This is a genomic window from Bradyrhizobium sp. Kon58 (genome assembly GCF_055807455.1).
Window position 1 is genome coordinate 22,691 of sequence record NZ_JBVVOT010000006.1, and the last position, 15,241, is coordinate 37,931.

At 65.6% G+C, this 15,241-nt stretch carries 12 protein-coding genes; 6 read left to right on the forward strand and 6 right to left on the reverse strand.

The genetic code is table 11. The annotated features are described in order from the left end of the window. Position 1: 1 nt before the first annotated feature. The gene (locus tag AC0L20_RS13055; protein WP_473288851.1) at positions 2-871 is read left to right on the forward strand and encodes a fumarylacetoacetate hydrolase family protein; all 870 of its coding nucleotides are present in this window, start codon (positions 2-4) and stop codon (positions 869-871) included. 25 nt (positions 872-896) lie between these two features. After that, a complete protein-coding gene (locus AC0L20_RS13060) occupies positions 897-2,525 on the forward strand; it encodes a thiamine pyrophosphate-dependent enzyme (protein WP_473288852.1) in 1,629 nt (542 codons plus the stop codon). Here the strand turns inward: AC0L20_RS13060 and AC0L20_RS13065 are convergent. From AC0L20_RS13065 to AC0L20_RS13085, 5 genes are all read right to left on the reverse strand, one after another. Continuing rightward, entirely contained in the window at positions 2,503-3,744 is a 1,242-nt protein-coding gene (locus AC0L20_RS13065) for an MFS transporter (protein ID WP_473288853.1), read from the reverse strand. The genes AC0L20_RS13060 and AC0L20_RS13065 overlap by 23 nt on opposite strands. Positions 3,745-3,798: 54 nt before the next feature. Next, positions 3,799-4,452, reverse strand: a complete 654-nt coding sequence (gene alkB / locus AC0L20_RS13070) for a DNA oxidative demethylase AlkB (RefSeq protein ID WP_473289052.1) — start codon at positions 4,450-4,452, stop codon at positions 3,799-3,801. 9 nt (positions 4,453-4,461) lie between these two features. Continuing rightward, the gene (locus tag AC0L20_RS13075) at positions 4,462-5,208 is read right to left on the reverse strand and encodes a 2OG-Fe(II) oxygenase (RefSeq protein ID WP_456765248.1); all 747 of its coding nucleotides are present in this window, start codon (positions 5,206-5,208) and stop codon (positions 4,462-4,464) included. A gap of 160 nt (positions 5,209-5,368) precedes the next feature. Then, a complete protein-coding gene (locus AC0L20_RS13080) occupies positions 5,369-6,055 on the reverse strand; it encodes a DUF2848 domain-containing protein (protein ID WP_473288854.1) in 687 nt (228 codons plus the stop codon). Next, positions 6,048-7,397 carry an amidase gene (locus AC0L20_RS13085; RefSeq protein WP_473288855.1) on the reverse strand — a complete coding sequence of 450 codons (1,350 nt, stop codon included), beginning with the start codon at positions 7,395-7,397 and terminating at the stop codon, positions 6,048-6,050. The genes AC0L20_RS13080 and AC0L20_RS13085 overlap by 8 nt, the downstream gene beginning before the upstream one ends. A gap of 173 nt (positions 7,398-7,570) precedes the next feature. Between AC0L20_RS13085 and AC0L20_RS13090 the strand changes: the two genes are divergently transcribed. The 4 genes from AC0L20_RS13090 (at position 7,571) to AC0L20_RS13105 (ending at position 11,456) form a co-directional block, all read left to right on the forward strand. Next, a complete protein-coding gene (locus AC0L20_RS13090; RefSeq protein ID WP_200495202.1) occupies positions 7,571-7,984 on the forward strand; it encodes a Zn-ribbon domain-containing OB-fold protein in 414 nt (137 codons plus the stop codon). Between the two features lie 4 nt (positions 7,985-7,988). Continuing rightward, on the forward strand, positions 7,989-9,128 hold the full coding sequence (locus AC0L20_RS13095; protein ID WP_473288856.1) for a thiolase C-terminal domain-containing protein: 1,140 nt from the start codon (positions 7,989-7,991) through the stop codon (positions 9,126-9,128). A 170-nt stretch (positions 9,129-9,298) separates the two neighbouring features. Continuing rightward, complete coding sequence (locus tag AC0L20_RS13100; RefSeq protein ID WP_007593675.1) at positions 9,299-10,213, forward strand: SDR family oxidoreductase; 915 nt, start codon at positions 9,299-9,301, stop codon at positions 10,211-10,213. 130 nt (positions 10,214-10,343) lie between these two features. Beyond that, a complete protein-coding gene (locus tag AC0L20_RS13105; RefSeq protein WP_473288857.1) occupies positions 10,344-11,456 on the forward strand; it encodes an SMP-30/gluconolactonase/LRE family protein in 1,113 nt (370 codons plus the stop codon). Between the two features lie 130 nt (positions 11,457-11,586). On the opposite strand, the gene ppc is transcribed toward AC0L20_RS13105, so the two are convergent. Further along, the gene (gene ppc / locus AC0L20_RS13110) at positions 11,587-14,376 is read right to left on the reverse strand and encodes a phosphoenolpyruvate carboxylase (protein WP_473288858.1); all 2,790 of its coding nucleotides are present in this window, start codon (positions 14,374-14,376) and stop codon (positions 11,587-11,589) included. Positions 14,377-15,241: the final 865 nt, after the last annotated feature.

Genomic DNA, 15,241 nt, shown 5'->3' on the forward strand with positions numbered 1-15,241 from the left:
AATGAACCTCCCTCGCCTCGCCACCTATTCCGTCAAGGGTGCCATCAGCTACGGCGCCGTCGTGGACGGCGGCATTGTCGACCTCTCCGCGCGCCACGCAAAAGACTATCCGACGCTGCGCGAGGTGATCGCGGCGGGAAAGCTCGCGAGCCTCGCCGAGGAGGCCGCCGGCCGCACGCCCGATCACGCGCTCGGTGAGATCATCTGGCTGCCGCCGGTGCCCGCGCCGGAAAAGATCATCTGCATCGGCGTCAACTATCCCGACCGCAATGCCGAGTACAAGGACGGTCAGGACGCGCCGAAATATCCGAGCATGTTCATGCGCTCACCGCGCTCCTTCGTCGGCCACGACACGCCGCTGGTGCGCCCGCGCGCCTCAGCGCAGCTCGACTATGAGGGCGAGATCGTGCTGGTGATCGGCAAGCAAGGCCGGCACATTCCGGAAAGTTCTGCGCTTGAGCACATCGCCGCGCTGACGCTCTGCAACGAAGGCTCGGTGCGCGACTGGCTGCGCCATGCCAAGTTCAATGTCACGCAGGGCAAGAACTTCGATTCCAGCGGCAGTCTCGGCCCGTGGCTGGTGCCCTACACCCAGGAATCGCAGATCGCCGACATCCGCCTCACCACACATGTCAACGGCGAGCTGCGGCAGGACGACCGCACCAGCCGATTGATGTTCCCGTTCCGCTATCTCATCAGCTATATCTCGACCTTCGCAACGCTCGTTCCCGGCGACGTCATCGTCACGGGCACACCAACCGGCGCCGGTGCGCGGTTCGATCCGCCGCGCTATCTGAAGCCCGGCGATGTTATCGAAGTCGCGGCCGAGGGCATCGGATCTTTACGCAACGGCGTCGTCGACGAAGCCTGAACACCGATTGAAATGGAATAATGCCATGACCACCCTCACCGGCGGCGAAGCGATCGTAAGCGGCCTTGTCGCCCACGGCGTCGACACCGTGTTCGGCCTGCCCGGCGCGCAGGTCTACGGCCTGTTCGATGCCTTCCACCAGGCTCAGCTCAAGGTGATCGGCGCGCGGCACGAGCAGGCCTGCGGCTACATGGCGTTCGGCTACGCGCGTTCCAGCGGCAGGCCCGGCGTGTTCAGCGTGGTACCCGGCCCCGGCGTGCTCAACGCCAGCGCAGCACTGCTCACCGCCTTCGGCTGCAACGAGCCGGTGCTGTGCGTCACCGGTCAGGTGCCGACGCAGTTTCTGGGCAAGGGCCGCGGCCATCTGCACGAGATGCCGGACCAGCTCGCGACCTTGCGCACCTATGTGAAATGGGCGGATCGGATCGAATATCCCGGCAACGCGCCGACCACCGTCGCGCGCGCCTTCCAGGAGATGACGTCGGGACGACGCGGCCCCGCCTCGGTCGAGATGCCCTGGGACGTCTTCACCCAGCGCGCGGATACGGCCGCCGCAAAGGTGCTGGAGCCCTTGCCCGCGCCGCAGCCCGACCCTGATATGATCAAGCAGGCGGCCGCGCTGATCAGGAACAGCAAGGCGCCGATGATCTTCGTCGGCAGCGGCGCAATCGAGGCGCGCGAGGAGATTCTCGAACTGGCCGAGATGATCGACGCGCCCGTCGTCGCCTTCCGCAGCGGCCGCGGCATCGTCTCCAATGCACATGAGCTCGGCCTGACCATGGCGGCAGCTTACAAGCTGTGGCCGACAACCGATTTGATGATCGCAATCGGCACGCGCGCCGAGCTGCCGGCGTCGGGCTTCCGCTGGCCGTATCAGCCGAAGGGGCTGAAATCCATTCGTGTCGATATCGATCCGGCCGAGATGCGCCGGCTCGCTTCCGATGTCGCTATCGTCGCCGACGCCAAAGCCGGCACGGCCGATCTCGTCGCAGCCGTGAAGAAGGCCGGCTATGCCAGGACCAGCGGCCGGCGGGGAGAGATCCGCGAGGCCACTGCGAGCGCGCAAGCCGAGATCCAGCGCATCCAGCCGCAGATGGCCTATCTCAACATCCTGCGCGAAGTGCTGCCGGCGAACGCGATCGTGACCGATGAATTGTCGCAGTTCGGCTTCGCCTCCTGGTACGGTTTTCCGATCTACGAGCCGCGCACCTTCATCACGTCAGGCTATCAGGGCACGCTCGGCTCGGGCTTCCCGACCGCGCTCGGCGCCAAGGTCGCCAACCCCGACAAGCCGGTGGTGGCGATCACCGGCGACGGCGGCTTCATGTTCGGCGTGCAGGAGCTTGCCACCGCCGTGCAGTTCAACATCGCCGTGGTGACGCTGGTGTTCAACAACAACGCCTACGGCAATGTCCGCCGCGACCAGCGCGAGCGTTTTGACGGCCGCGTGGTGGCGTCGGACCTGGTCAACCCGGATTTCGTCAAGCTCGCGGAGTCCTTTGGCGTCGCGGCTGCGCGCGTCACCGCGCCGGATCAGTTCAAGGCGGCGATGGAGAAGGCGCTGGCACATGGCGGGCCGTATCTGATCTCGGTGGAAGTGACGCGCGACTCAGAAGTCAGCCCGTGGGCGTTCATTCACCCGCCGAAGCCTTGACGTGAACGCCGCCCTGTAGCCGCGCTGCCGCGATAACCAGCAAGCCCGCGCCTGCGACCGCCCAGCAGGCGACCGGGGTCCAGTGCAATAGCGGCGCGTAGTCAGGCATTTTCTGCAAGCCGCCGCCGACCGCCGCCATTCGCGCGAAGGTCCCGAGTGCGAGCGCCGAGAAGACGAGGCCGGTCACCTTTCCTTCCGCGCCGGTCGAGCCGATGGCCAACGCAGCCGAGATCGCGCTCATCAGCATGCAGCCCCACGCCGCTCCGGCGAGAAACTGCGCGACGATCAGCGTGTTGAGGCTGCCGGCGAATTCGGCCGCAGCAATCGCGACGGCTCCAAGCAGTCCGGCCGCGCCCATCACGATCACGCCGCCACGATGCTTGACGACGAGGCTTGCCGGAAACATCGCAATGTTGAAACCGATCCAGAACACCGGCATCAGCCATTGCAGCTCATCCGGCTTGGCAAAGCGCAGATAGAACGGCGCGCTGTTCAGAGCGAAGTGCAGCTGATAGCCGAGCGCCAGCGCGACCATCGCGACGATGAAAATAATGGACGTCATGCCGAGCGGCTTTGCCGCCTCGGCCGGCAGGGGCGGCGACGTGTCCCGCACAACATCGTGTTCGATCCGAGACAGTCCCAACGCCGTGAGCAGCAGCACGACGCTGGAGATCACGAACGGCAGCCGCGCATCATGCTCGCGCATCACCACACCGAGATAGGGCGAGACTGCGCCGGCGACGCCATAGCCGAGCATCGCGAGCGCGGCGAGGAACGGCACCTGCGGCCGGGCGCGGTATTTGCCGAGCAGGGTCAGCGGCGGCGCGCGCAGTGCGGACGAGGCGATCGACCAGACCACGATCAGGGCAATGAACCACCCCTGCGCGGCCACGCCGCGTCCTGCGACGAAGGGCAGCGCGACGAACGCGCCGCAGGAGATCGCGGCCAGGAGCCCGACGAACAGGCCAAGCCTGCCGAGATGGGGCGCGATCTTGTCGGCGGCGATCCCCATCGCGGTGTCGGCAATGGTGAAGATCGCCTGGTCCAGCATCAGGATGAGGATGACGGCCGATGGCGCGATGCCGACTTCAGCCGCGAGCTTTGGCAGATAGATGACGTAGGTGGTCCAGCCAAGCGTGAACGCCAGTTGCAGCACGGCCAGATACAAGCCGGTACGGTTGGCCGCGCCAGTGCCGGCCGAGAGCTGTGTGGTCGCCATATCGCCGTCTCCCCCGCCGGAAGCTTAGACGAGCGGCGGCTGCGAGGAAACGCGTCAGCGGACCTTTCGGAACGTCAAATTAATCCGCTTCCGCCCCAGCAGCGCGTGCTCGCCGTCTGCGAGCGGCGCGACGCCGTGATAGGCGAGCCTGCTGGGCCCGCCCCAAACTACGACATCCCCATGCACCAAGCGGAAGCGGCGCGGCTTGTCGCTGCGTGCCAGGCCACCGAACAGGAAAGTCGCAGGCAGGCCGAGCGAGACCGAGACGATCGGGGCCGAATAATCCAGCTCGTCCTTGTCCTGATGCAGCGACAGTCGTGTGCCGGGCTCGTAGCGGTTGACGAGGCAGGCATCGGGCGCAAAGCCTGTAAAGCCGCCCTGCTCCGCGGCGCGCAACGCCAGATCGCGGAGCACCGGCGGCATCGCCGGCCACGGCGCCCCGGTTCGCGGGTCGATGGGATCATAGCGATAGCCGGTATGATCGGTGATCCAGCCGCGCTCGCCGCAATTGGTCATGGCGACCGACATCAGATGCCCGCCGGGCGTGGTCATGCGCCGGAACGGCGACTGCGCCACGATGGCGCGCACGGCTTCGATCAACTCGCTCTCGATCGGCTTGACGAAGCCGCGCAACAGCACAGCGCCGTCGGCGATCTGCTCGCGCGACGGCTGGGCTTCGGCAACGCTATCGAACAAATCCGCCATCAGCGGCAGCGTTTATTTCGCATCGTGGAAGATCACACCCAGCGTGTGGCGCTGGCCAGAGCGAATCCGGCTGACGCCATGGCGGAGATTAACGCGGTAGGTGCCGCGTGTCCCCTGGACCGGACGGTGATGCACAGCGAAGGCCACGGCGTCGCCCTGCGCGAGCGGAACCACCTCGGCACGCGACTGCATGCGCGGGCGCTGCTCGGTCAGCACGAACTCGCCACCGGTGAAATCGCGGCCGGGCTCGGACAAGAGGATCGCGACTTGGAGCGGGAACACGTGCTCGCCATAGAGATCCTGATGCAGGCAGTTGAAATCGCCCGCCTCGTATTGCAGCAGCAGCGGCGTCGGCCGCGCCTGCCCGGCCTGGTGGCAGCGCTGCAGAAACGCCGCGTGTTCGGCGGGATAGCGGATGTCGATCCCCATCGCCTCGTTCCAGCGATTGGCGATGCCCTGGAGATGCGCGTAGAGCGCCGGGCGCAATTGCGCGATCAGATCGGGCAGCGGGTAGGAGAAATATTTGTACTCGCCGCGGCCAAAGCCGTGGCGGCCCATGACGATGCGGCTGCGGAAGTTGGCGTCGCCGGGATAGAGCGCAGCGACGGCGCGGCATTGGTCCGGCGTGAGCAGGCCCTTCAGGAGCGCGCAGCCGTGGGTGTCGAGTTCGGCGGTGATCTGGGGCCAGTCCAGGGTATCGACATGGGCGGCGAGGTCGGCTGTCGGGGATTGAGGCGATTTGCGTGCTGTTGCTGTCATGGTTCTGACCTTCGCAGGACCGCCCCGTCCTCTACCACCCGATTTCCGTCTCTCTCTCCCCGTCATTGCGAGGAGCTCTTGCGACGAAGCAATCCAGACTGCCACCGCGGAACCAATCTGGATTGCTTCGCTTCGCTCGCGATGACGGTGCGGAGGCGTATCAGCCCCTCACCGGCAACGTCACCACGTCGTACCCATGCTTGATCGTGCGCTTCAGCACGGGGTCTTCCAGCTCGAAATCGAAACGGTCGGCGGGGCGGATACCGCCTTTCGCCGCAAACGTGCCGCCGAACATGGCGCAGCCGTCGGGAAATTTCCCTCCCTCGAAGCCACGCGCGATCAAGTCAGCGACCGGCAGCATCGCGTCGAGCGTGCCCTCCTGGTAGAGCACGCGCTCGCCCTTGATGGTGGCCCAGGAGCGCAGGATCATCCTGTCCCAATGGCCGATGACGTCCTCGAGCTCCCACAGCGTGGATGCGACCGGCTTGTCGCACATCTGCTTGGACACCGTGACGTTGTAGGCCTCGACCTTGCGGTCTGTGTGGTCGGAGCCGCAGCCGACGAAAATACGCCCCTGCCAGCCGATCAGCACGAATTCGACCTCGCCGCTGGAATCGCCGCCGGCGCACTCGATGCTGTCTTCCATCGTCAGGCGCCGTGCCGAGGCGCGGTAGTAGATCGGCGTCGACGCCGGCGGGGCGATACCCATCTCCTGCAGCTCGGCAATGTGCTTGTCGCGCGCGACCGGATCGCGGCCGGTCCAGCCGGCGATGACCATCTGGTCGATCGCCAGCGTCAGCGGCGTGGTGGTGTCCTGGGCGTCGACGGTGAAAGTCAGGTCAAACACGAATTACAGCCTCCATGCCGGCAGCAAGCTCGAAGATACGGCGGTCCGATCCGCCCGCGCCCGCCAGCATCAGGCCGACGGGAATCTCGCCCTCGCGATGCGCAGGCAGCGAGATGGCGCAACCGTCGATCATGTTGATCAGGGTGCAGTTGCGGAGCGCCCGCAGGTTTTCCCTGGTGAATGCCTTGTCGTCGGCAAGGTCCGAAATTTTCGGAGGCGTGTTGGCGGTGGTCGGCAGCACCAGCGCGTCATAGGGCGCGATGCGCGCATTGACGCGGGCGATCAGCGAGCGGCGCTCGTGGAGAAGATCGATGTAGTCCGCCGCGCTCTGCGCCTCGCCACGCATGATGCGCACGGAGACTCTGGGATCGTAGACGTCGCCCTTGGACGTGAGGAGATAGCGATGCCAGGCGTAGCTTTCGGAAGCCGCAAAGCCGCCCTTGGCGTTCATCGGTCCGATGTCGTGGAATTCGGCCATCTCGATGCGCTCGATGATCGCACCGTGATCGGCAAGGCTCTTGAGCGCCCGCTCGAATGTCCCGGCCACAGCCGCGTCGAGGTCGTCGAGCGCGATCGTGGTCGGCACCGCCAGCCGCATGCCCTTGACCGGGCGCGGCTTCAGCGGGGCGATCGGCTCGTTCGCGAGCACCGCATCGAGAATGGCACAGCAACTGACCGATCGTGCCAGTGGCCCGATGCTGTCGAGCGAGAACGACAGCGGCACAGCCCCGTCGAGCGGCACGCGCCGCTGTGTCGGCTTGTAGCCGACGATGCCGTTATAGGCCGCCGGAATCCGGCAGGAGCCGCCGGTATCGGTGCCGAGCGCGCCATGCGCCATGCCGTCGAGCACGGAGACCGCGGCGCCCGAGGACGAGCCGCCGGGCACGTGGCCCTCGGCCCGGTTCCAGGCGCCCTTCGGCGTGCCGTAATGCGGATTGATACCGATGCCGGAATAGGCGAACTCGGTCATGTTGGTGCGCCCGATCACGACGAAGCCGGCCTTGCGCAGCCGCGCAACCGTGGGGGCATCCTGTTCGGCCGGCGAGGAATCATCCAGCGCGCGGGAGCCGGCGCGCGTCACTTGCCCCTTGATGTCGAAGAGATCCTTGATCGAGACCGGGATACCGGCATAGCGCGACGGCGCCGCCTTCACCTTGCGCAAACCGTCCATCGCATCCGCCGCCACAAGCGCGGCGTCCTTGTCGACATGGATGAAGGCGCGCTGCCCCTCGCCGGCCGGATCGGCGATTTTGGCGATGCAAGCCTCGACCAGCTTGCGGGAGCTGGTGCGGCCGCTTTCGAGGTCTTCGGCGAGCTTCGTCAGTGTCGAAAAATCAGGCATGTCTGTCTCACGGAATATTTGCGCGCAATGTATAGCGCTGCCTCAGTTCGACACAAGCATTGTGCGCATGATGGCATGCATGCGCATTGCTGGACCGTTGACGCGCCATGGTCGATTGTCGCATCAAGATCGCAACAGCCGGGCTAAGCTTGGCCTTGGGAGGACCTGCCGAGATGGCCGAACCGCAGCGCGCGCGACCGAAACCGACGCCCGAGACCCAGCATTTCTGGGACGGCACCAAGGCGGGCGAGTTGCGCCTGCAGCGCTGCGACGCCTGCGCGCATGTCTATTTCCCGCCGCGCCCGTTCTGCCCGTCCTGCGCCTCGCGCAAGGTCAGCGTCTTCAAGGCGAGCGGCAAAGGCTTTCTCTACAGCTACGTGATCAACCACCGTCCCGCCGCGCCCGGCTTCACGCCGCCTTACGCCATCGCCGTAGTCGAGCTCGACGAGGGGCCGCGGATGATGAGCAACATCATCGACTGTCCGCAGACACCGGAGGCGCTCGAGCTCGACATGAAGCTCGAGGTCGCCTTCGAGGCGCTCGACGACAAGATCACCCTCCCCGTATTCCGTCCGGCGAAGGGGTAAGCCCATGCGCAGCAATCAGGTCGCCGTCGTCGGCGCGGCCGAGACCACCGAGCTCGGTGTCATCCCCAACGCCTCGCAGCTCCAGCTTCACGCGGATGCGGCACTCAATGCCATCGCCGATGCCGGACTGAAGCTGTCGGACATCGACGGCTTCGCCACCGCGGTCGAGACACCGCAGCAGGTCTGCCACTATCTCGGCATCAAACCGACTTGGGTGGACGGCACCTCGGTCGGCGGCTGCTCCTTCATGCTGCACGTCCGCCATGCCGCCGCGGCGATCGAGGCCGGCCTGTGCAAGACCGTGCTGATCACCCATGCCGAGAGCGGCAAGTCGATGATCGGCAAGGCGCCGCGCTCGATTCCCGCCGACAGCCTGCAAGGCCAGTTCGAGGCGCCGTTCGGCGTCTACGGCCCGCCCAGCATGTTCCCGATCCCCGTGCTGCGCTTCATGAAGACCTATGGCATCACGCACGAGCAGCTCGCCTCGGTCGCGGTGGTGCAGCGGGAATGGGCGGCGAAGAATCCGCGCGCGATGATGAAGGATCCCATCACGGTCGCAGACGTCCTCAACTCGCGCATGATCGCCTACCCGTTCCGCCTGCTGCAATGCTGCCTCGTCACCGACGGCGGGGGCGCGCTGATCCTGACCTCGGCGGACCGTGCCAAGGATTTTCCGCGCAAGCCGGTCTACATCATGGGCACCGGCGAGAGCGTGGAGACGCCGATGGTCAGCCAGATGGAGACGTTCAACTCCTCTCGCGCGTTCAAGACCGCGGGACCGCTGGCGTTCAGGGAGGCCGGTATCGCGCACAAGGACGTCGACCATCTCATGATCTACGACGCGTTTGCGCATCTGCCGCTGTTCGGCCTCGGCGATCTCGGCTTCATGCCGCACGAGGAGACCGGAAAGTTCATCGCCGACGGCAACACGCGGCCTGGGTCCAAGCTTCCGCTCAACACCAATGGCGGCGGATTGAGCTACATGCATTCGGGCATGTACGGCATGTATGCGCTTCAGGAGAGCGTGCGGCAGATGCGCGGCATTGCGCCGGCGCAGGTGGCGAATGCGAAGATTTCGGTGTGCCACGGCGTCGGCGGCATGTTCGCCGCGTCGGGCACGATCGTGTTTACGAACGAGAGGTAATGAGCTGCTCGCCTCTCCCTCTCCCAGTTCTTACGGGGAGAGGGTTGGGGTGAGGGGCTGCTTCCACACACTCGGACTCGCGGAGAGTCCCCCCTCACCCGGATCGCATCTTCGATGCGATCCGACCTCTCCCCGCAAGCGGGGCGAGGTAAGACAACAGGAGAATCCACATGACGAAATCACTGCAAGACAAGGTCATCATCGTCACCGGCGCAGGCCGCGGCATCGGGCGGGAGATCGCGCTGCTCTGCGCTGGCGAGGGTGCCAAGGTCGTCGTCAACGATCCCGGCGTCGCCGCTGACGGCGCCGGCACCAGCGCCGCGCCCGCCGAGGAAGTGGTCGAGGAGATCAAGAAGCGCGGGGGCACCGCCGTCGCCAATTTCGAGTCGGTGGCCGAAGCGATCCCGGCGAGCAAGATCGTGAAGACCGCGACCGATCATTTCGGCCGGCTCGACGGCGTGGTCAACAATGCCGGCATCCTTCGCGACATGATCTTCCACAAGATGAGCGTGGAAGCGTTCGAGGCCGTCATCAAGGTGCATTTGATGGGCTCGTTCTACGTCAGCCACGCCGCGGCGCGGATCTTCCGCGAGCAGGAGAGCGGCTCCTTCGTGCACTTCACGTCGACCTCCGGCCTGATCGGCAATTTTGGGCAAGCCAATTACGCCGCCGCCAAGCTCGGCATCGTCGGCCTGTCGAAGTCGATTGCGCTCGACATGGGCCGCTTCAACGTCCGTTCCAACTGCGTCTCGCCGTTCGCCTGGACCCGCATGATCGGCACCATCCCGACCGAGACCGAAGCCGAGAAGGCGCGCGTCGAGAAGATCAAGCAGATGGGCCCGGAGAAGATCGCGCCGGTCTGCGCCTATCTGCTCTCCGATGCCGCCAAGGACGTCTCCGGGCAGATCTTTGGCGCACGCATGAACGAGCTGTTCCTGTTCAGCCAGAACCGTCCGCTGCGCTCGGTCCATCGCAGCGAAGGCTGGACGCCGCAATCGATCGCGGAACACGGCATGCCGGCGCTGAAGGGCTCGTTCTACAAGCTCGACCGCTCCGCCGATATCTTCCCGTGGGATCCCGTGTAAGGATCTCGCCTGGCCGCATTTCCGGCATTTCTGCCCTGCGATCTCCGGTTATCTGAGTCCGGAGATCGCTCCGCTTTACGCCCGATTGCTGACGGATCATTTCCTCCCAACACAACTCTGGGAGGAAACCATGACAAGAATACTGACCAACTCCGACGACACGACTGCAAGCAGCGGCCTCGCCCGCCGTGCGCTGCTCAAGGGCGCCGCGACCGTCGCCGCATCCGCCCTGCTCGCCTCACGCGCGGACGCCCGCGACTTCGGCGCCAGCGCCGAGCCGCAGCGCTATCCCGACCCTGACATCATCGCCATCGATCCCCAGCGCTTCAAGGCCAAGGTCGGCAACACCGCAATCAAGCGGCTCTATACCGGCTGCCTGTGGGCGGAAGGGCCGGCGTGGAATGCGCAAGGGCAATATCTGGTCTGGAGCGACATCCCGGCCAACCGGCAGCTGCGCTACCTCGACGACGACGGCCACATCTCCGAGCAGTTCCACAAGCCGTCGAACGAGGCCAATGGCAATTCGTTCGACACCGAGGGGCGCCAGCTCAGCGCCGAGCGCACCCGGCTCGTCCGCTACGAGCACGACGGTTCGGTGACGACGCTGGCCGAGCAGGCCGGCGGCAAGCCACTCAACGGTCCCAACGACATGGTGGTGCATCCCAACGACAAGGCGATCTGGTTCACCGATCCCGGCTACGGCGCGATCAGTATCTACGAGGGCAAGCTTGCCAATACCGGCTCGCTGCAGCCGCATCAGAAGGAAGCGGTTTATCGCATTGATCCGCAGAGCGGCCAGGTCGCGAAGGTGGCCGACGAGCCGTTCAAGCCGAACGGAATCGCTTTCAGTCACGACTACAAGAAGCTCTATGTCTGCGACACCGGCATCACGCATTATCCTGAAGCCAAGAACGTGGTGTGGTCGTACGACATCGATGGGGCGAAGCTGTCGAACCCGAAGAAGCTGATCGACATGACGCTCGACGGCAAGTCAGGCTTCCCCGACGGGCTGCGCGTCGACACCGAGGGCAACATCTGGGTCGGCGCCGGCTGGGTCGGACCCGGCTATGACGGCGTGCAGGTGTTCGCGCCGAACGACGGCGCGCGCATCGGGCAGATCCTGTTGCCCGAGACCTGCGCCAATGTCTGCTTCGGCGGCAAGAAGCGCAACCGCCTGTTCATGACCGCGAGCCAGTCGCTCTATGCGGTGTATGTGGAAACGCAGGGCGCGCATTTCTGTTGAGGGGACACCGCCCTCTCCACTCGTCATGGCCGGGCTTGTCCCGGCCATCCACGACTTGACGCGCGGCACTGAGAACGTGGATGCCCGGGACAAGCCCGGGCATGACGACTGAGGATGTGGCCGCCGTGAACTACCCCGTGTTCCTCAGCCCCGCCGAGATCCCGTTGATCGTCAGCTGAATCCCGCGCAGCACCTGCTCATCCGGGTTCTGCGCGCGATGCTCTTTCAGCAGCTCGACCTGCACGTGGTTGAGCGGGTCGAGATAGGGGAAGCGGTGACGCACCGAGCGCTCCAGCAGCGGGTTGCCTTGCAGCAGCCGGTCCTGGCCCATGATGTCCAGCAGCGTCTCGATGCAGGAATGCCATTCGCGGCGGATGCGGCCGAAGATTTTTTCGCGGAGCGCCTCGTCGGGCACGAGCTCGGCATAGCGCGAGGCGATCGCGATCGAGCTTTTCGCCAGCACCATGTCCATGTTCGACAAGAGCATGCGGAAGAACGGCCATTCCTTGTAGAGCTCTTTGAGGAACGGCATGCCCTTGTCGGGATGCTCCGCGATCCATTGCTCGACGGCGCTGCCAAAGCCGTACCAGCCGGGCAGCATCAGGCGGCATTGCGCCCAGGAGAACACCCAGGGGATCGCCCGCAAATCCTCGATCGCGCGGGTCTTCTTGCGCGAGGCCGGACGGCTGCCGATGTTGAGCGTCGCGATCTCGTTGATGACGGTGGACGCCCAGAAATAATCGACGAAGCCGTCGGTCTCGTAGACGAGGCCGCGGTAGGCCTTGAAGGCGAGACTTGAAAGCTCGTCCATCGCGGTCAGATATTCGCGACGCGGCGCGCTCTGGCGCGGATGCAACAGGCTCGCCTCCAGAGTCGCGGCGGCAAGGATCTCCAGATTGTTGCGGCCAACTTCGGCGTTGGAATATTTCGACGAGATGATCTCGCCCTGCTCGGTGATGCGGATCTGGCCGTTCACCGCACCACCTGGCTGGGCGACGATGGCATCGTAGCTCGGGCCGCCGCCGCGGCCGACCGAACCGCCGCGGCCATGGAACAGACGCAGGCGCACGCCGTGGCGCTCGAACACATCGACGAGGCCGATCTCAGCCTTGTAGAGCTCCCAGCCCGAAGTGACGAAGCCGCCGTCCTTGTTCGAGTCGGAATAGCCCAGCATGACCTCCTGCACGCTGCCGCGGCTGTCGACCAGCCGGCGGTAATCGTGCAGCGAGAGCATGCGGTCCATGATGGTGGAAGACGCCTGCAAATCCTCGATGGTTTCGAACAGCGGCACGATGTTGATGGCGCTGCGCCCGGAGGGATGCACCAGCCCCACCTCCTTCAGCAGCACCGCGACCTCGAGCATGTCGGACATGCTCTTGCACATCGAGATGATGCATTGGGGGATGGCATCCGAGCCGAACTTCGCGTGCGCCTCCGCGGCCGCATGGAAGACATTGAGCTCGCCCATGGTCTCGTCGCTGTATTTGACGAATGGCGACACCAGCGAGCGCGTCGAGCGCAGCTCGTTGGTGAGCAGCGAGATGCGCGCGTCCTCGCCGAGCGCGAGATAGGACATGCCGGGGTTGGCGGCGTCCATCAGCTCGGCAATGGTGCGCTCGTGCACCGCCGAATTCTGCCGGATATCGAGCCGGGCCAGATGGAATCCGAAGCAGTCCACCGCACGGCGCAGCCGCCGCAGCCGGCCGCGGGCGATGACGCCGGCGTTGTTGGAGATCAGCGAGCGGTGCAGCACGTCGAGATCGGCCTTGAACTCCCCGACGCTGTCATACGGCGCGCCCTTGCCGACCGGCCGGCGCGTGATCTCGACCTGAAGCATTTCGGCCGTTGCGGTCAGGCGCGCATAGATGCCAGAGACCGCGAGGCGATACGGCTCGCCGCTCCGGTGCGGCGAGGTATCGGGCGAGCGCTCCGCCAGCGTGCGCAGCTCCTCGGAGACGTCGGCGAGATGCGCTGCGATCGACAGCTCGGAGCCGAGCACATGCAGCTCATTGAGATAGAATTGCATCACCCGGCTCGACTGCAGCCGCAGCGTGCCGCGCATCACGTCGGCGGTGACGAAGGGATTGCCGTCGCGGTCGCCGCCGATCCAGCTGCCCATGCGCAGGAACGAGGCGAGCTCGCCGGCCGCCTGCTCGCCGCCCTCCTCCAGCCGGTCCTCGAGCGTGTTGACCAGCCGCGGCACCTCGCGCAGAAACGTGTAATCGTAGAACGACAGGCCGTTGGCGACCTCGTCGAGCACGGTGAGCTTGGTCCGGCGCAGCAGGTTGGTCTGCCACAGCGTCAGCACCTCGCGGCGGAGCTGCTCGTCGCTGGCGGCGGCCTCCTCCGCCGTCAGCGCGACGCGCTCGCGACGATCGAGCAGGGCGGCGACCTCCATCTCGCGGTCCATCGTGCTCTTGCGGCGGACCTCGGTCGGATGCGCGGTCAGGACCGGGCTGACCAGCGCGCTCTTGAAGAAATTGCGCAGGGCATCGGCGCCGATGCCCGCCGCCCTGGCATGGGCAAGCGTCTCGGCCAGCACGCCGGAGCCGCCGCCTTTGTTGGCGCGCATCTGACGGATGTTGTTCTGATCCTCGGCGATGTTGGCGAGGTGGGAGAAATAGCTGAAGGCGCGGACGATCCGCACGGTCTCCGAAGTCGACATGCTGTCGAGGATCTGTTCGAGCTCGCGACGGGCGAGCCGGTCCTCATCGCGGTGGAATCGGATCGAGGTCTGCCGGATGCGCTCGACCAGATCGAACAATTCAGGCCCCTCCTGGTCGCGCACGGTGTCGCCGAGGATGCGCCCGAGCAGGCGGATATCGTCTCGCAGCCGCGCATCTGCCTCCAGCGCCAGGACGTCCTCGGGGCGGTTGGGGCGCTGATCGGCGCTGTCGGATGATATGGTCTGGAGGGACATTGGCTCGCTCCCCTTGTCGAGCTCACTTGATTGCCCGGCTCAGCCGAGTGTGCAAGTTTTTTGCCGCAGCGCAAGATGAAGTTGGGGGCGGCGCGGCAACATCACCGATCATGGGTGGGAATGCGCCTTGCTGACGGGCGCAGACATACATTCGCGGTCTCGCGGCGCGAGCGCCCGAGTTTTGCTGTCCGTTTCGCCCTCATCGCAAAGGAAGGGCGCAGGGAAGGCCGGGCGCCGGCTGGCACCCAGGGTCCGCACGCGAAAAACGCACGCGGGGGTGACCACAGGTGATGCCGGAACATCCGGCCTTCCCTGCGCAATGGTTTTACGGCTTATGGCGCGCTCTCCCCGGGGAGCGATGCACTATTGCCCCCGTCGCCTTGCGGATGAACGATGCGCGCACCCGGTCGGGCCGCACATCACCGCAAGCCTTGACGCACAGACCCCGGGCGTCAGGACCACACGCTTTTGCCGTCCGCGGACGTCCCTCCCCGGACCTCCGGAAGCTTGCGCGTGCTCGCTCCCGAAGCCGAAAAGAACCGCTGTGACCGCGCCGGGTCGTTCGCGCGGATCGCGATGGCTCACGGGGGTCGCCCGCCCTGCCACCTCGTCACGCGCCGGCGCTGCCGCGTCCATCGCGTCCCGGCTCACGTATCGTGACGATCGCGAAACGCCCTTTTTAGCGGGCCGGGATGCTTTGCGGTTTACCCGAAGAGATGAATTCGGTCAATCAGAATATTAGACGGTCTTGTGCTTGACGTGCATGTGGCGTGTTTTGCCCGTCAGGCAACGCGAGGGATGGTGGACGCGGTGCCTGAGCGTGTGTCGGCTCTGGTACTGTGAAGCTGCAATCTCCCACTCTGCC